This is a genomic window from Ornithinibacillus bavariensis, from assembly GCF_018333235.1.
GTDB classification, from domain to species: Bacteria; Bacillota; Bacilli; order Bacillales; family Amphibacillaceae; genus Ornithinibacillus; species Ornithinibacillus bavariensis.
Map to the genome: position 1 here is coordinate 990836 of NZ_BORP01000001.1, position 15851 is coordinate 1006686.

Genomic DNA, 15851 nt, shown 5'->3' on the forward strand with positions numbered 1-15851 from the left:
AACTAAGATAATAAATTCCTTTTTTCTTCTTTTTCTTGGATAATCTCTCTAATTACTTTATTATTAAAAATCGATGCAATAACACTTAAACATGCCCCGTAAAAACCTAGGCTAATACTAGTACTAGAGAATAATAGTACTCCATCCAAAGCTTTATCAAAACCTTTAAAAGAATAAAAAGAGGTAAAATTGAAAACTAGCGCGCCTAATAAGATTGAAACTATAGAAGCTACAATGATAAAGACATATGAAAACCTACACTTCACTTTATCACGCCCTTAACACTTTATTTTTGAAACCTCCATTTTCTATATCATATCTTTTTACCATTTTATAAAATGCAGTAATCAGATTTAGCTGCCTATCTGTTCTAAAATCAAACTCTATAAACGTTTGAAGCTTATGGTCAATTAAATCGATGGGTTCTACAACACTATTCTCATTTTCTTTTGCCCGAATTTGCAACTTTAATACTTCGGGATCGTCAATAAAATTTTTCTAGTATGCTCTTTGCAAAATCCTCATCAATTTTTGCATTCCTAGGAGTATCTAAATTGAATGTTATTTCAACTGTCCCAACACCACCCGCAACACCACTTTTACTACGTAACTTTTCTACAAGACCATTCGCCTTTAATCCAGCCACCTTAACATGGAGCTTGCGATAAGCACTTTGGTTAAATGTCCTTTTTTTGGCCAGTTCGTCAGAAACGATAGCTAAATTAAATTCATCGTTAAAATCGTGATGATAGTCACTAATTATTGTTCTTAAGAATGATTCAATTCCAGATGGGCCAAGTGAACTTCTATTTCTTTGAATCATAAAAATATGATGATGTGGATCATATAAAACATTAACATCAATACCAATATACTCGTCGTCTTGCAGATCTAGTGCTTCTGACTCTCCATGTAGTGTGGTTCGATTTGGTACCTGATAATCAAGTCTTTCGAAAACTAAATGGTAATACCTCATTTCAATGTCGACAGATACATCTGCCAATCTTGCTGGTTCATCATTGTACCTGTATATAAGTTTATATTCTTTTGGACCAATACCCTTACTGATCCGTACCCTAGCTTTTATGTATTCGCTCCTAATATCCTCTAGAATATGGAAAAAAGTAAATAACCTTACGTCCCCTGTATGTGTATTTATTAGTGGTCAAAAAAATTAAAACCTACTTTTTTATTCTTTGCCAAATTATATTCCCCCCTGTATAGAATATTTACCAGTCGACAAAGAGGGACTATTTTCCAGCTTTTTTGTAAAAGCGCTTACAAAAGAAACGTATGTTTCTATGTTATCATTATAAATATCTCCTGTATATACTTATAGGAAAAATTATTTAAAAAGCCCTAACTGCTTACGCAGCCGGGGGTTATTTGTTTGCAAAGGAATCATGCAGATTCTTATCCAAACAAAGTTTCTTTTTGATATGTTTTTCAAGGAGAAAAGCATATCAACACTAATTTTGTTAAATTATGTCGAATTATTAAAAATATATTGTTTTTTTAAAAAAACATTGTATATTTATAATGGAAAGGAGAGGATATTCTTGAAAAAATATACAATTTTTATTAGTTTCTTCAGTTTAATACTATTCTTTGGATTCATGAGCAACGATGTAATGGCTGAAAAAAAAGCTCGCAATGATTATACGTTTGGCGAAATAGAGCAAATGCTAGTGAAATATCTGGACAATAATGGATACCATTTAGAAATTGGAACTCCAGAGTTTACTGATTTTGTTAATAAACAGATGCTTTATGATGCTGACCAAAAACTAGCAAATTTATCGGAATATCATTTGTTTGTTGCTTACTTTGCCGAGTATCTTCATCGATTAACTTTATTTGAAACTGAACTAATGTCAGAATATGATTCATTTACTTACAGCACAGATTTATCGAACACAGATAAAACTATCTTAGAAATCTCAGGTGAAAAATTTAGTATGTCTAATTTAAAAGACATTACTCTCGGTGAGATGGAGGAAGAAATTTTACAAGAAGAAAACGAGTTAGCAAAGTTACAAGAAATTAAACAACTTAATCCTGAATTAATGGCTGTAAATACAATTAATATTACAAAAGCAAGAGCATATGCAACAAAGTTTTATAACTCCTTTAATGGACTTTACCCGAAATATAGTGCCGATTGTACTAACTTTGTATCACAAATCCTTGAGGCTGGCGGAAAGAAACAAGTTAGCCCAGGTACAGTAACTACTTTAGTTTATGATACCAAATATTGGTTTGTTCAGAAGAGATATTCAGATGCTGTATGGACTAGAAGTACTTCATGGACTGTAGTTGAAGATTTATATAAACACTTATATCGAAATCATGCTACTTACACAAGTACAAGTAAGAAAAACATTGTTGCCCAAGCTAAAACTGGTGATGTAATACAATTTAAAAAGCCAGGTGCACAGAGATTTAGCCATTCAATGTGGGTATATACAAAATATGATGGTGATATAGCTTTATCGGGGCACTCTGATCCCGCCTTAACTAAAAGATTAACTTATATAACCAGTTTTACTACGTTTCGCATTATTAAAATGTAAAATTCCTCAATATTTTACATTTAATATCAAGCTTAATCCTCTTACGACCTTTCTATAGATTCGTAATAGTTAGGTCGTAATGCTTATTTAATGTATCACATTAATTAGCAACAATGTTAAAAATTTTGAATTTTGAAATCCCTAACCATTCTCCTTCCAAATTTGGGACTTATCAATTTATTCTCTTTGTTGAATCAGTCTACGATAACTAACATTATTAATTCTATCTACAGAAAGAAGTGTGGGAATTGAAAAAAAAGATTAGATGGAAATATACATTATTAGCAGCTCTTATAGGGCTTGGTATTCTTTACTATCTTATATCACTATTTTATTACGAACAAGCAGAGGATCTATATGATTTTCCAGTTCCCTTTACTGCAAAACTTATAAAAGAAGATGAGCATGGGATAAGTTATTATTGGTCTAGAGCATCCGAAGAAAATGGCATACCCTTTTCTTATGAAATGGTTCTCAAATCTAATGGATGGGAAAAGGTTAAACGTGAAGGAGCATCGGTTCTTTACAGAAAAGGTAGTCACGAAATAGATTTGACTTCAACTACTAATCATTTATATATTATTAAAATAAAATAAGATACAAATCAATTCACAATTATTTCTGACTTAAAAGATAAAGAAGAAAACAAAGCCCTCTTGATTCCGCAAGAGGGCTTTTGTATTAAACTCCTAATAGAATTTGTTAGTCATTTATTTGTTCTACATTATAATAGTTTATTAATTTCTGCTCTTACCCTTCCGAAATACTTTAATTCGTTTTCCATTCGACTTTTAATTGCTTCTTCTTTGGTATCGTAAACTCCTAAATGTATCCTTTTACCATTGACTGTAATTCGAGATCTCCACCTATCTCCATGTCGACTAACTCCGGGATACCCAGAAGTGTTAGATGAGAATACGCCCCTGTTTAAAGATTGCTTTGAGTAGTCTGAGAAAATACAATTACTTGGTTCGTAGTTACCATAATAGTCTATTCTGTCTAACGTTAAATTTTCGCCATCCTTCCAGTTACTTTCTGTTTCAATCCAGTTTATGAATTTTCTAGGATGGTTTCTCCACTCGCTACATACTTCGATCCCCCTGCCACCGTAACGATGGTAGTCTCTATGATTTGGGTAGTAGCAACGCTCAATCATACCTCTCCATCTACTAAAATGTGAATGATTTTTATACTCACCATACTTCGAACTTTCTTTGTTTCTTTTAATAGTTTTCTCCCTACTTACACATCCGCATGACCTCGTATTCCCCGACCTAATAGCATTTAATACTGCTTCAATCTCGTTACCACAATCACACTTACACAAATACCTTCTTGCTTTATAACTACGACTGGGTGGTATGTAGGGTTCAACCTCTTTAATTAAAGTTAATCGACCGTATTTATCGCCTGTATAATCTTTGGGGTTAGTCATATAAAACCTCCAATACTTTCATGTGTCCTTACTGGTATTATATCATGTATAACTTTAAGGATGCAGGAGATTTAGCGTTATTATGACATTAATTGATTAACTCTTTCTCTTACTTTTTTATACGTTGCGTTATCAATTCCTAACCATTTACGACACGCCTCGTGTCCTGTCGGAGCATTAGTATCAATGATAATCCTATTTGCCATTTGTTCAATGGATTGGGTAATGCTTTTTGGAGTGCTTAAGCGCCTGTTTACTTCCGCCCTCACCTTTTGATATGTCGGATTATCTATCCCTAGCCATTTGCGCCTATTTTCATGACCATTCGGTGCTTTGGAGTTATTAATTATCATGTCGGCCATTTGAGATACTGTAGGCTTATCTGCAGCATAATATTCCTTAACATACTGAGTAGGATCCAGAGTCCTTGCTTTTGGATTATCAACCCAACAAAGAGATGGGCTAGACTTTTTACGTACCTCATAATGCAAATGAGAGCCAGTTACTCTTACACCTGTAGCTCCCTGTTTGCCGATAATGTCACCTTTCTTAACAGTTTGTCCTAATTTAACGGATACACTAGCAAGATGAGCATAGACATGAGCTCGATTGTTTTTATCTTGAATAACGACCACATTACCATAGCCCCCAACACCTGTACCAGATACTCCATTACCAGCATAAAGCACCTTACCAGGGATAAATGCACCAATCGGCGCTTGATGACTTTAAACTAGATCAATACCATCATGGAATGTATTCTTTTGACCTGTGATTGGGTTTGTACGGTACCCATATGGACTTGTGACTCTATATCCTTCGAATGACATTCTACCGCCTCCTATTTTTTTGTAACGATTTTACTTTGGTCAAATAACCCTGCTGCAGACAATCCAATCATTAATCCATACATGATTTGCTCCTGCAAAGTACCTCCGACATAAAAAACACCTGCTAACAATCCTAAAATCAAGGATGCTACAGGCAAGTATTTTTTGGATACAACAAGTTGTTTAAGTAACTCTGTGAGCGCCAAGACAACTGCAATAATTAACGCAATTTCAAACATAGCTTTCACCTCCCTTCAAAGAAAAAAGAGCGTCTACCGAGGTGGCAAACGCTCTTCAATATCTTCTAATTTTGTAATGACAATATCGTATTTTGTACTGAATCCTTTAAGGGTTTCGTTTTGAGCATCTATTGTTTTGTATAACTGTTTCTCACGTTCGTTTGATTCTTTCCTGCCTGAATAAAAAAGCCAAACGAAAAGGACCGCAAATGGTCCTTGTGTGAGAAAATATTGAATTAATGTTTCATCCATGACTGCCTCCTAATTTATGACATAATAAAAAGCACCTCGTGTGAGATGCTTTAACTGTTTTCTAATTCACTTTTTGCTTTAGAGATATCATCCTTTAATGAAGATAAATAATTATCGATCATCACACCAATGTATTTTATTCCCGTAATTGCATCATTATAAAATCCGTTTTCAACTAGTTTAGCAATTCGATACCCTTTTTCTTCGTGGTCATATAAATTTACTGACACAATGACTTCCCTAGTAATGTCATAGGTAATTAGTGAGTTATTATCCTTATCATAACCTAAGATAGGACCTTTTGAAGTCTGGTAATTCAGAGTAGGGTGTGTAAATAAAAAATCATTTTCATAAATCTTCTTCATTATAGGTTTGTACAACTTAATTGTTTCCAATAATTTATCCTGTTGTTTCTTTTGTAATTCTTTTAGTTCCTCTAGTTCTCTATTGTATATTTCTGTTTGTCCTTCGACATGTATTAAGAGCATATCAGGATCATACAATTTAATATTAGACATAATTTCCACCTCCCTTCCCATCTACTTAATTCGACAGAAGAGAGGGGAATCCTTTAATTAACCCTTATTCTTGATATTCTTTATAATAAAATAAGGATTACATAAAGGATTAGTTATTTTCACAAAAAGTTTTGAAGCTAATACATAACAGATAAGCGTTGAAATAAATATACAAATTACAATCTGTGTATTAGGTTTGACTAATGAAAGCAATTCATGCTTTTGTATAATGAATACGAACACTGGATGAAACAAAAAGATTGTGAGGGATGCGTCTCCCCAATAGCTTAATGCTGTATTTCCTTTAGATACCCAATTTAATATAAGTATACATAGAATAGTGGCAATTAAATAGTGCGCTAATACGACTACGGAAAAAGCACCTAGATTTTGTTCATCTAAAAACATTACTCCACCAAAGCTACCTCTAAAGGCATTTTCTATTCTGTTGGTGTTTTCAATGAATACAAATGCAAAAGTGATAATGGCAATGCTTCCAATAACTTTTAAAGTTTGATTTCTAAGTAGATTTGATATTTTATCGAACCATTCCTTATTGATAAAAAATCCAGCAAAGAAGAATGGAGCAAAGGATAACGTTCGTTGGTAACTAAGAGTATATGTATCAAATCCTACAAATAAATTATTTTTTACTAAAACCAAAATTTCAGAAGCGTACCATCTGGAAATAAAACTAATTGCCACTATTACAATAAATATTACCCACTTAACACACTTGGTTAATTTTAATTTAAGCAATAAAAATGCAGCTGCATACCATATCCCCAGACTAACTAAATACCATAAATGAAATTGTGGAGTTCCGTAGTGAAAAGGAATAGTTTCATACGTACCCATCAAATACCTAAAGTAATTAAATATAGTTTGAAATATTAGATACAGTAATATAAGATTGATTATTTTACTTACTTTTACTCTTTTAGCCAAATAGCCACTAATAAATATAAACAATGGCATATGGAACGCATAAATAAATACAAATAATTCATAATTACTATATTTGCTAAGTTCTATTAAATGTCCAAAAACTACTAAAAAAATCAATAATCCTTTAGCATTACTGATTCGTAAGTCTCTTTCCATATTACACCCCCATTTACAAATACTAGGGTAATATTATGAATTTTACAAGGGTTCCTTTTTAGAACCCTTGATTTCTAACTTGCCCCTAACTTTGAATAAGTGTTCTACATAGCATTTAGAAAAAGGACAACAATAAAAGAAGTCCTCTAATGAAGGACTTAAAAAGCTGGAAGTGGTGTAGGGTTCCCGTTGTACCAATGCATTCTAGATACTTCAATTTTATATTTTTCCTGAAACTCACTAAATACACTGTCATATTCTCGTGGAGTCTCAACACCAAGTATTACAGCTCTCAATGAACTATCAATAGATACATATTCATAGTCTTGACTGGATTGTATGACCCAACGGAATTCATTTTCATCTCTCCAATCCGGAGCCTTTCTTAAATACAAAGTTTTATAATATCGAGTTACGTGGTCGTTTAGCAGTTCATCTATTTCCTTACTTATCATATCTTTTTGATTTATATTAAATGCCTCATAATCATCCACATTAATTGGATAATATGAATTGTAATCTACTCGACCAAAGTAAATTTGTTTTAGTCTATCTAATTCAGTAATAATTGTATGATGTAATTCTCTTTTATCAAACACCAAACAAACTCCTCGATGGTTACTTGCGTACTGAGCCCACATTCTTGAATGCGCAAATCCTCTACCCCCATAATTAATTTGATTATAAGAATTCTTATCTTCATCAGTCATGCAGAGGATCTTTATATCTTTTTTCAGTTTTCTATTAAATTTTTCAACTATTTCTAGTAAGCTTTCAGTACTAATTTCAATACCATTTGTATGAGTAATGGAGACGTTCCAGTCTTTTGACTCCCGAGGATCATTAGTTTGAATGAAAGGACTAAACCTTAACCTTCCCTCAAATAGAATATTCTCAATGGCAACTTCTAAAGAAGTATAGTGATAAACATAGTCTTCTGAAAGAGTAACTTCCTGATTAAATAATGACAAATTTACACATCCTAACCTTTTATTTTCTTTAGAAAAGTGTACCAAATTATCATTTTTTTGAGTAGCATCATTTAATATAAGACAAAAGTAAAAGCACCCATAAAGAGTGCTTTATACTTTTTCAAGTTCATATATAACAGATGTTCTATTAGGTATTAGATACGTTTGACTAGTCCTGTCTAATTGATGAATGTACTTTTCTAACCTGCTTCTCACCCTATACTTAACGTCATTATTATCTGCAATAATGACCTTCGTCAGTTAATATTATTACATTTCTACTCTCATACAAAAAATTTGGACTTGTCTTGAGGTATACACTTCACCTATGGTAAGTTCTTTTAGTATCTCATCCTCAAAATATGACATTGTCACCCCTCCTTCTCCTATATTAATTCTACAAAAAGGAAGGGAATCCTTTAAATTTTTATTGCTTAGAAATGTCTTGCGACATTACCTCTACAGTGTTATCAAGAAAGTCTGTAAATACTGCATCTACACCATAAGACAATACCTTTGGCATAAACTCTTTTTCGTCTTTATTGTCAAACCACACATAAACTTCTAATCCTACTTCATGCATTCTTTCAACAAATTCCTTATCAATCGTTGGAGCGTATGGACCTACTCCGGTAGCATATTCTTTTACTTCATCTTCTCTTACTTCTTTAGTAAGATTCACATATAGTAACTGCACTAAAGGTATTTCGCTATTTTGTTGATGAATTTTTTTGAGGCTATCCCTGGAGAATGATTGAATAATAACGTAATCCTTTAATCCTTTTTCTTCGATAAGTCTTAATAGCTCATCTTCCATCACAAGCTCACCATTCATTGGGCGTGTCTCAATAAAATAATTTGTGTTTTTACCAAAGGTATCAAATATTTCTTCAAGTGTGGGTATCTTTTCGCCCTGATACTCATTGCTAAACCATGAACCTGCGTCCAGCTGTTCTAATTCTGCTAGAGTAAACTGTGACACTTCTCCCTCCCCATTTGTTGTTCGATCAACCGTTTCATCATGAATCGAAATAAGTTGGCCATCTTTTGTCATTCGCAAGTCAATTTCAATAAAATCAGTACCAAGTTCTACTGCTTTATTATAAGCAGTCAATGTATGTTCAGGCGCTAAATTTTTTGCCCCTCTGTGAGCAATGAGGGTAACTTTTTCTTCCTGTGATTCTGACTGTGAACAGCCCACTAATAATAAGATTAATAGGATAATAATGTACTTTTTCATACTCCTAACTTATCACAATATTCCCGAAAGTACCACCTGACCATTTACGTCCAAAATGTAAATAACCTCCCCTATATGTGCTGTCTGATAAAATTTTTGATACACCAGTGTCTTTTCTTGTTATTGTAATGGTAGTAGGGTATACGTCTATTTTTATTGGTATGATGTTGTTACCAACTGTTCCACCATTTAATAAGGAATCTATTCTTGTTGACGTACCATTGATATTTCTATAAACATCTATGTTTCCCATTGTTTGCGAGAATAATATTATATCCTGTAGATAGGCTGCCAAAATCATCAAAAATATCATTCTGCGTACATATTTGTGTCGCTAACCATCCACCTGTTATGTGATTTGTATATTTAATCAAATTCCAAAACAAATGATTCTGATAGTTCTCCAACCCAACCTTGCAAAACAAAGTCCCTTCCACCATTAGGAAAACTGGAATCAATAGTATATATATCCCCACCGATTTCCACCAGTAAAATCTCCTCTATTAGTCAAAGATTTCACCATGCCATGATAGAACACTTGATTATTAAATGGATCTTTTGATAACTGATCTACAGCCTCAGATAAATAAAAAGGTTCGTCTGTAAAAAACCCACTACCACCTTTTGCCAAAAATATGTCCCTTTCATAGCGATGGTTTACAGTAAATAATATTACCTTTATTCCATACGCAATACAAGATTGAATGTATTCATCAGTTACAGCAGTCTTAGAGACTCCAACATATCCAATTCCGTTATCTAAAAGAGTTTCGGGAGGTACGCTACTTGTTAATAACAATACTTGATAGTCTTTAGATACTGCGTATTGCAACACATTCATATCGACAGATTGAACCAATGCATATTCTCTTAAATCATACCTTTCGAGCGTATCAACAATTTTTCTTACAGATTTTTTATCTTTTGATTCCGAACAATAGATTGCTGATTTTCCAAATGTAGAAACAATATCTTCTAACAATGGAGCATTCACATTTTTGTACCCAGGAAGGAATATCAACATTTAGGTTTCTAAAACCCATTGCAGAATAATTTGAAACACTTCCATCTTTATCAGTTGTCCAATCCACTGTTAAATCGTGCATAACACCTAAACTACCATCTGCTAAAGTTTGTACATCCATTTCTATGAAAGAATTGCCAACCGCTAAACATCCTTTATAAGCTTCAAGTGTATTCTCGGGAAAAATAATAGCCCCCCTATGACAAATATAAAGTGGTTCTTCTAAATCTACTAACTTAGTACGTTCAGTTTTATTTTCAACTTCTTCAATTTCTTGTTGTTGAGCATCTAATTGTTCATCTATATACTTCCTATTATCTCTTATTCCTTGTTCTGCTTCAGATAGCCTAGGAGCATATTCTGTTTCTAAGTTATTTAACCTCTGTTTAATATGAGTATTTAGCTCTCCTGTATCAAAGCTTCCATCAATTAACTGCTGGGTAACTTCCTTTGCTTCATTTGCTGTAACTTTAGCTTCATCTGCTACATTTGCAGTTATTTCCATGGATTCTGCTATTGATTCCCCTACTTCTTTACCGTAAATCGCTGTCCTCACCTAGTGTGCTAGTTTCTTTATCTTCTCTGGTACCGCCATGATCCACTTCACTCCTATTCAGAAGTTCCTCTGATTTTATTCTTACTTGTTCTGCTAGTATTCTAGCTCTGCTTTTTTTAGCTTCTTGCACTCTCCAACGCCTCCACCTTTGCAACTAAAGCATCTAAATCTATTGGATTAATCACAGAAATTAAGTCTAATTTCCTCTTATCAACTGTGCTCATTAATCCATCCTTCGTTGGAGTTGCAACTTCATAAACTGGAATATCTTCAATTGCAGCAATAAGATTATCAACAGCTTGGTTTAGGTTTTCGATTGCATCTTCAAGTGCTGGAAAGTCACTATCTTCTAATGCCCGTTGAATGTCGCCAACAGAATTGTCTATTTGTGTTAATTCAGTTTTTAGAGTACTGATTGTTTGCGATTGACTAGCAACAGTCTGCTCTTATTGCGCCACGCTTTTAGTCTTTTTATTTGCTTCAATTTGGTAGTGAGTTAATGACTTATATTTTTCTCCGATAGTTAAACTAGCGTTTTGTGGCACGTTAATATCAATGGTCTGTTCGATAATCTGCAATGGCTCGTCTATTTCAAAAACAGGGTTGATGATTTGATGCCAATTCCCACATTCAAAAGCTTCGAATGATGAATCAATAAGTGATACATCAACTGGATTTACATCGTAGCTTGTTTTAGAAGCCTTTTGACTATTTAAAAATTGTTGGCCACGAGTTTTTAAAATATTTGGTTGGGTTACATCATCAAAGATTACCTCACCCTCAACAATTCCAAATTCTTCTTGTAGATCTAAATCATCGAGATAATCAAGACCACCATTAACAGAAGCAATTGTTAACCTAGCTTGTGAAATATCTGCTGCGTTTTCATCTTCACTCTCAATCCGAGTTCCCAATGGAATTAAACGAGTAATTACATCAAGTGGATCTATTTCTCTTTGCATATTTTTCATTCCAGGTTTAGGCAGTTGGAAAATAAACAAACTAGAACATCATCATATAGAATCATTTTTAAATGAACTCAATCACACCAAGTTGCCAAATAGCGATAAAAACATATCGCAAAGAACTAGAAAAGACATTTATAGAATTCTCTCAAGCGCTTTAAAGACTGGAAGACGGCATGGTATCAAAGAAGGCATCATGGTGGATATAGAAGCAAAGGATGATAATGGAAAATGGAATTTATCACCTCAACTTAAAACCTCAACTAGCTACCGAACTTTAGACATCGATGATGACACCATCGAATTGCTAAAAAACCATAAAAAGCAACAAGAAAAGGGTAAAATGAAATGCAGTCCAGATTATGAGGAAAACAATCTAGTATGTTGCACTTCAACGTGTGGTGTTATAAGACCAACCTATTTAAGGACTGTATTTAATCGCACGATTGAAAAAAGTGGTGTAAAATGAATTAGCTTCCATGGTTTACGGCACACTCATGCAACTTTATTATTGAGAGCTGGCATTCATCCAAAAGTTGTTCAAGAAAGATTAGGTCATAGATCAATACAAACAACTTTAGATACTTATTCTCATTTAATTCCAGGTATACAAGAAATAGCTGCAACAAGTATTCAAGCTTCACTTTATGGAAAGAAAGAGAGAAAGAAATAGTTCCTGATAATGTCGTTTCAAACAGTAAAAAATAACTTTTAAAAATTACTTCGAAACTCGAAGGTTTGCATTCCGTATGCAATTGGGTATTTTTGCAGAAAAATAGCAAGGGAAGAAATCACTTTCTAACCCTTGCTACATTTGACTTTCAACGACGCGCCCAGAGGGATTCGAACCCCCGGCAAACCTGGTACCGGAAACCAGTGCTCTATCCAGCTGAGCTATGGGCGCATGATATGATTTTTATCATCCATTACTTGGACACATAGGCTATTATAACGCCTACAGATTGATTTAACAAGTATTTTCAGTGCAAAAAGGTTTAATTCATCATGCTTCCGGGCAAGATGTAATATGTGTTTTTTTGAAAAATATGACTGCAATATTCGTCGAAAGTTTTTGTTTGACCTTCATTGACCATTAGTATATGATGATAATATCCAAAGATTGGATATATCTTTAGAATAGAATTAAGGAGGAATTCCAATGAATTTAATCCCTACAGTTATTGAACAAACAAACCGTGGTGAGCGCGCATATGATATCTATTCTCGTTTATTAAAAGACAGAGTTATTATGCTAGGAAGTGCCATTGATGATAATGTAGCGAATTCAATCGTTGCTCAGCTACTATTCCTAGAAGCAGAAGATTCAGGGAAAGATATCTCACTTTATATTAACTCACCTGGTGGGTCTATTACAGCAGGTATGGCAATTTATGATACAATGCAATATATTAAATCAGACGTATCAACAATTTGTACTGGTATGGCTGCATCAATGGGTGCTTTCCTACTTGCAGCTGGTGCAAAGGGTAAACGTTATGCTTTACCAAATAGTGAAGTAATGATTCACCAACCATTAGGTGGGACACAGGGGCAAGCTACAGATATCGAAATTCATGCAAGACGTATATTACAAATGAGAGAAAACCTAAACAAAATTCTTTCTGAACGTACTGGTCAACCAATTGAGGTAATCAACCGTGACACAGAGCGTGATAATTTCATGACTGCAGCAGGTGCTGTAGAATATGGATTAATTGACAAAGTATTAGAACGTAAGCCAGATTAAAATATACTTAATTGCTAAGAGGATGAATGATTAGTTCATCCTCTTTATTATTTATTTTATTTATAATTGTTATCTATTTCACAAATGGGAATACTATTAATTTCTTTTCGTCACAAATGATGTCAAATGATTTAATGCTATTTCCTCATCGGATCCATCTGCAATAAGTTTAATTGATTCGCCAGTTGTAATTGCTAAGCTCATTAGTCCCATAATGCTTTTTGCATTTACTCGTTTACCATTTTTCTCTAAAAATAAATGCGCACTATAGCGGTTCGCTTCCTGCACAAATTGTGCAGCTGGTCTTGCTTGTAACCCTGTCTCAAGCTCAACTGTGACAACCCTCTCAACCATTGTCTCCTCATCCTCCTCAAAATTAAAGCGGTAACATTTTATTTTATACTAAAAAAATGTAAAAAAATATCCATGATAAACTATTATACCATGGATTCTGAAAATTAGAAGTAAAGTTATGATAAAATTTCGCCTTGTTTAATTTTTTCTGCAAATTCATCAATTTTCTTTAAACGATGATTAATTCCCGACTTTGATATTTTTCCACTTGATACAAGCTCGCCTAACTCCTTTAAGGAAACATCCTCATGCTGTACTCGTAAAATTGCGACCTCTCGTAGCTTTTCTGGTAGCGACTCAAGTCCTACTGTTCGTTCAATTAGTTTTATATTCTCAATTTGGCGAAAGGCTGCACCAATTGTTTTATTCAAATTTGCCGTTTCACAATTAACAAGTCTGTTTACAGAGTTTCGCATATCTCGAACAATCCGAACATCCTCAAATTTAAATAGTGCATTATGTGCACCAATAATATTTAAAAACTCCGTTATTCTCTCCGCTTCCTTCATATATACAATATAGCCTTTTTTTCGCTCCAAAACTCTTGACCGTAAATCAAATGTATTCAGTAATTCACATAATGCCTGATTATGGTCTTCATTAGAATTAAAGATCTCTAAATGATAGGAAGAGGTTTCTGGATTATTAATGGACCCTCCCGCAAGAAAAGCTCCACGAAGATAAGCTCTCTTACAGCAATCCTTTTCTACAAACTGTTCCGGTATTCCACGAAAAAAAGAATATCCGTCCTTCATAATTCCTAGCTCTGTTAATATCCCTTGGACATTTTGTTTTAACCGAACGATATATACATTATTTTTCTTTAGCTTCATTTTCTTTCGTACTAAAAGTTCCACAGGAGTAAGAGAGAAACCAGCCTTAAGTAATGTATAGATACGTCTTGCTATAGCTGCGTTTTCTGTTTGGATATCTAACGTATACTGCATTTGCGATACCGAAATGGTTCCGTTCATCCTTATTAATGCAGCTAGCTCCGCATTCGAGCAACAAGGATCTGACTCCACAGTTGTTAATTCCTTTTTAATCTCTGAAGCAAAGGACATAATACTCCCCCCTTCATTTTATTTCGCAATCAAAGAATATAGTAATTTGGCAATCTTTCCTGTATCATGGCGTATGGTTGTTTTTGAATGATCAATAATATCCCCTTCAATAATTTGAAGCCCCATGTCTAATAATCTTTCAATATCATATTCAACAGGTTCCGAATTCTCCCCAGCATATCGATCACGAACTTTAGGATCGATTTTTTCACTGTGAACTACGATTGCATCGATAATATCTTCTCCTATATGGTTTATGATAGCCTGAACATGGTCACCAGCAGAAAAACCGGTAGTTTCACCTGCTTGTGTCATTACATTACAAACATAAACTATTTTAGCTTTAGCACTACGTAATGCATCAGCTATTTGAGGAATAATTAAATTCGGCATGATACTAGTAAATAGACTCCCAGGAGAAATAACAATTAAATCTGCTCTTTCTATTGCAGTTAAAGCGTTTGGCAATGGTTTTACATCTGTAGGCTCTAAATATACTCGGTGTATTTCTTTACCTGCTAATGGGATATTGGATTCTCCTACCACAAATGATCCATCTGCCATTTCTGCTCGTAACGAAATATTTTCATTCGAGATTGGGTATATTTTACCTTTCACATTTAAAACTCTTGAGATTTCTTTAATCCCTGTATAAAAATCTCCAGTAATGGAAGTCATCGCTGCCAAAAGCAGGTTTCCAAGCGAGTGTCCCGATAACTCATTTCCAACTGAAAAGCGATGCTGAAAAAGCTGGATAAGCATTGGTTCAACCTCAGACATTGCTGCAATAACATTTCGAATATCTCCTGGTGCCGGTATAGCCATATCCTGCCGTAATCTTCCCGTACTACCACCATCATCTGCTACAGTTACTAGAGCCGTTAATAGAATCGGATAATTTTTTAATCCACGGAGTAGAACTGGCATCCCAGTTCCTCCTCCAATTACGACGATTCTTGGCTGGTTATTATCTGACATA

General features: G+C 34.0%; 22 protein-coding genes and 1 tRNA gene. 5 read left to right on the forward strand and 18 right to left on the reverse strand.

Annotated features, from left to right (window positions below; translation table 11 throughout):
* Positions 1-484: 484 nt before the first annotated feature.
* Positions 485-1159: a DUF6731 family protein gene (locus tag KI338_RS04965; RefSeq protein WP_306345298.1), complete on the reverse strand. Its 675-nt coding sequence runs from the start codon at positions 1157-1159 to the stop codon at positions 485-487.
* A gap of 400 nt (positions 1160-1559) precedes the next feature.
* On the opposite strand from KI338_RS04965, the gene KI338_RS04970 reads away from it, so the two are divergent.
* Together KI338_RS04970 and KI338_RS04975 are read left to right on the forward strand one after the other, a co-directional pair.
* Positions 1560-2573: an amidase domain-containing protein gene (locus KI338_RS04970; RefSeq protein WP_212919843.1), complete on the forward strand. Its 1014-nt coding sequence runs from the start codon at positions 1560-1562 to the stop codon at positions 2571-2573.
* Positions 2574-2821: 248 nt separating this feature from the next.
* Positions 2822-3169: a hypothetical protein gene (locus KI338_RS04975; protein WP_244853345.1), complete on the forward strand. Its 348-nt coding sequence runs from the start codon at positions 2822-2824 to the stop codon at positions 3167-3169.
* Between the two features lie 128 nt (positions 3170-3297).
* Here the strand turns inward: KI338_RS04975 and KI338_RS04980 are convergent, their stop codons facing one another.
* From KI338_RS04980 to KI338_RS05040, 13 genes are all read right to left on the reverse strand, one after another.
* Positions 3298-4008, reverse strand: coding sequence for an AP2/ERF family transcription factor (locus KI338_RS04980; RefSeq protein WP_212919844.1), 711 nt, complete (start codon positions 4006-4008; stop codon positions 3298-3300).
* 80 nt (positions 4009-4088) lie between these two features.
* The gene (locus KI338_RS04985; RefSeq protein ID WP_280530727.1) at positions 4089-4721 is read right to left on the reverse strand and encodes a M23 family metallopeptidase; all 633 of its coding nucleotides are present in this window, start codon (positions 4719-4721) and stop codon (positions 4089-4091) included.
* A gap of 128 nt (positions 4722-4849) precedes the next feature.
* Positions 4850-5077 carry a holin gene (locus KI338_RS04990; protein WP_212919846.1) on the reverse strand — a complete coding sequence of 76 codons (228 nt, stop codon included), beginning with the start codon at positions 5075-5077 and terminating at the stop codon, positions 4850-4852.
* A 33-nt stretch (positions 5078-5110) separates the two neighbouring features.
* Positions 5111-5329 (reverse strand): BhlA/UviB family holin-like peptide, encoded by a 219-nt coding sequence (locus KI338_RS04995; protein WP_212919847.1) that lies wholly within the window; start codon positions 5327-5329, stop codon positions 5111-5113.
* Between the two features lie 50 nt (positions 5330-5379).
* Positions 5380-5847 carry a hypothetical protein gene (locus KI338_RS05000; RefSeq protein WP_212919848.1) on the reverse strand — a complete coding sequence of 156 codons (468 nt, stop codon included), beginning with the start codon at positions 5845-5847 and terminating at the stop codon, positions 5380-5382.
* A 57-nt stretch (positions 5848-5904) separates the two neighbouring features.
* Positions 5905-6951 carry an acyltransferase family protein gene (locus KI338_RS05005; RefSeq protein ID WP_212919849.1) on the reverse strand — a complete coding sequence of 349 codons (1047 nt, stop codon included), beginning with the start codon at positions 6949-6951 and terminating at the stop codon, positions 5905-5907.
* 158 nt (positions 6952-7109) lie between these two features.
* A complete protein-coding gene (locus KI338_RS05010) occupies positions 7110-7922 on the reverse strand; it encodes a DUF2971 domain-containing protein (protein ID WP_212919850.1) in 813 nt (270 codons plus the stop codon).
* Positions 7923-8349: 427 nt separating this feature from the next.
* A complete protein-coding gene (locus tag KI338_RS05015) occupies positions 8350-9162 on the reverse strand; it encodes a glycerophosphodiester phosphodiesterase family protein (protein ID WP_212919851.1) in 813 nt (270 codons plus the stop codon).
* Between the two features lie 4 nt (positions 9163-9166).
* A complete protein-coding gene (locus tag KI338_RS05020; RefSeq protein ID WP_212919852.1) occupies positions 9167-9466 on the reverse strand; it encodes a hypothetical protein in 300 nt (99 codons plus the stop codon).
* A gap of 150 nt (positions 9467-9616) precedes the next feature.
* Positions 9617-10021 carry a PI-PLC domain-containing protein gene (locus KI338_RS05025; protein WP_212919853.1) on the reverse strand — a complete coding sequence of 135 codons (405 nt, stop codon included), beginning with the start codon at positions 10019-10021 and terminating at the stop codon, positions 9617-9619.
* 58 nt (positions 10022-10079) lie between these two features.
* A complete protein-coding gene (locus tag KI338_RS05030; RefSeq protein ID WP_212919854.1) occupies positions 10080-10691 on the reverse strand; it encodes a glycerophosphodiester phosphodiesterase in 612 nt (203 codons plus the stop codon).
* A gap of 28 nt (positions 10692-10719) precedes the next feature.
* Positions 10720-10872 (reverse strand): hypothetical protein, encoded by a 153-nt coding sequence (locus tag KI338_RS05035; RefSeq protein WP_212919855.1) that lies wholly within the window; start codon positions 10870-10872, stop codon positions 10720-10722.
* Between the two features lie 316 nt (positions 10873-11188).
* Entirely contained in the window at positions 11189-11704 is a 516-nt protein-coding gene (locus KI338_RS05040) for a phage tail spike protein (RefSeq protein ID WP_212919856.1), read from the reverse strand.
* A 199-nt stretch (positions 11705-11903) separates the two neighbouring features.
* Here KI338_RS05040 and KI338_RS17690 point away from each other — a divergent pair, with 199 nt between their 5' ends.
* Both KI338_RS17690 and KI338_RS17695 read left to right on the forward strand, forming a co-directional pair.
* Positions 11904-12176 carry a site-specific integrase gene (locus KI338_RS17690; protein ID WP_244853347.1) on the forward strand — a complete coding sequence of 91 codons (273 nt, stop codon included), beginning with the start codon at positions 11904-11906 and terminating at the stop codon, positions 12174-12176.
* A gap of 42 nt (positions 12177-12218) precedes the next feature.
* Entirely contained in the window at positions 12219-12380 is a 162-nt protein-coding gene (locus KI338_RS17695; protein ID WP_244853350.1) for a hypothetical protein, read from the forward strand.
* Positions 12381-12535: 155 nt separating this feature from the next.
* On the opposite strand, the gene KI338_RS05050 is transcribed toward KI338_RS17695, so the two are convergent.
* A tRNA-Arg gene (locus tag KI338_RS05050) sits at positions 12536-12611 on the reverse strand.
* A 255-nt stretch (positions 12612-12866) separates the two neighbouring features.
* Between KI338_RS05050 and clpP the strand changes: the two genes are divergently transcribed.
* Entirely contained in the window at positions 12867-13454 is a 588-nt protein-coding gene (gene clpP / locus KI338_RS05055; RefSeq protein ID WP_212919857.1) for an ATP-dependent Clp endopeptidase proteolytic subunit ClpP, read from the forward strand.
* A 96-nt stretch (positions 13455-13550) separates the two neighbouring features.
* On the opposite strand, the gene KI338_RS05060 is transcribed toward clpP, so the two are convergent.
* The 3 genes from KI338_RS05060 to mgfK form a co-directional block, all read right to left on the reverse strand.
* Complete coding sequence (locus tag KI338_RS05060; protein ID WP_212919858.1) at positions 13551-13808, reverse strand: HPr family phosphocarrier protein; 258 nt, start codon at positions 13806-13808, stop codon at positions 13551-13553.
* Positions 13809-13924: 116 nt separating this feature from the next.
* A complete protein-coding gene (whiA, locus tag KI338_RS05065) occupies positions 13925-14872 on the reverse strand; it encodes a DNA-binding protein WhiA (protein ID WP_212919859.1) in 948 nt (315 codons plus the stop codon).
* An 18-nt stretch (positions 14873-14890) separates the two neighbouring features.
* Positions 14891-15850, reverse strand: coding sequence for a gluconeogenesis morphogenetic factor MgfK (gene mgfK / locus KI338_RS05070; RefSeq protein ID WP_212919860.1), 960 nt, complete (start codon positions 15848-15850; stop codon positions 14891-14893).
* Position 15851: the final 1 nt, after the last annotated feature.

Bases quoted from the DNA above. Each gene is read 5' to 3' on its own strand.
- KI338_RS05005 (WP_212919849.1), bottom strand. From the start codon at position 6,951: ATGGAAAGAGACTTACGAATCAGTAATGCTAAAGGATTATTGATTTTT.
- clpP (WP_212919857.1), top strand. From the start codon at position 12,867: ATGAATTTAATCCCTACAGTTATTGAACAAACAAACCGTGGTGAGCGC.
- KI338_RS05030 (WP_212919854.1), bottom strand. From the start codon at position 10,691: ATGGAAATAACTGCAAATGTAGCAGATGAAGCTAAAGTTACAGCAAAT.
- KI338_RS05000 (WP_212919848.1), bottom strand. From the start codon at position 5,847: ATGTCTAATATTAAATTGTATGATCCTGATATGCTCTTAATACATGTC.
- KI338_RS05040 (WP_212919856.1), bottom strand. From the start codon at position 11,704: ATGCAAAGAGAAATAGATCCACTTGATGTAATTACTCGTTTAATTCCA.
- whiA (WP_212919859.1), bottom strand. From the start codon at position 14,872: ATGTCCTTTGCTTCAGAGATTAAAAAGGAATTAACAACTGTGGAGTCA.
- KI338_RS04995 (WP_212919847.1), bottom strand. From the start codon at position 5,329: ATGGATGAAACATTAATTCAATATTTTCTCACACAAGGACCATTTGCG.
- mgfK (WP_212919860.1), bottom strand. From the start codon at position 15,850: ATGTCAGATAATAACCAGCCAAGAATCGTCGTAATTGGAGGAGGAACT.
- KI338_RS04990 (WP_212919846.1), bottom strand. From the start codon at position 5,077: ATGTTTGAAATTGCGTTAATTATTGCAGTTGTCTTGGCGCTCACAGAG.
- KI338_RS04980 (WP_212919844.1), bottom strand. From the start codon at position 4,008: ATGACTAACCCCAAAGATTATACAGGCGATAAATACGGTCGATTAACT.
- KI338_RS17690 (WP_244853347.1), top strand. From the start codon at position 11,904: ATGGTGGATATAGAAGCAAAGGATGATAATGGAAAATGGAATTTATCA.
- KI338_RS05060 (WP_212919858.1), bottom strand. From the start codon at position 13,808: ATGGTTGAGAGGGTTGTCACAGTTGAGCTTGAGACAGGGTTACAAGCA.
- KI338_RS05015 (WP_212919851.1), bottom strand. From the start codon at position 9,162: ATGAAAAAGTACATTATTATCCTATTAATCTTATTATTAGTGGGCTGT.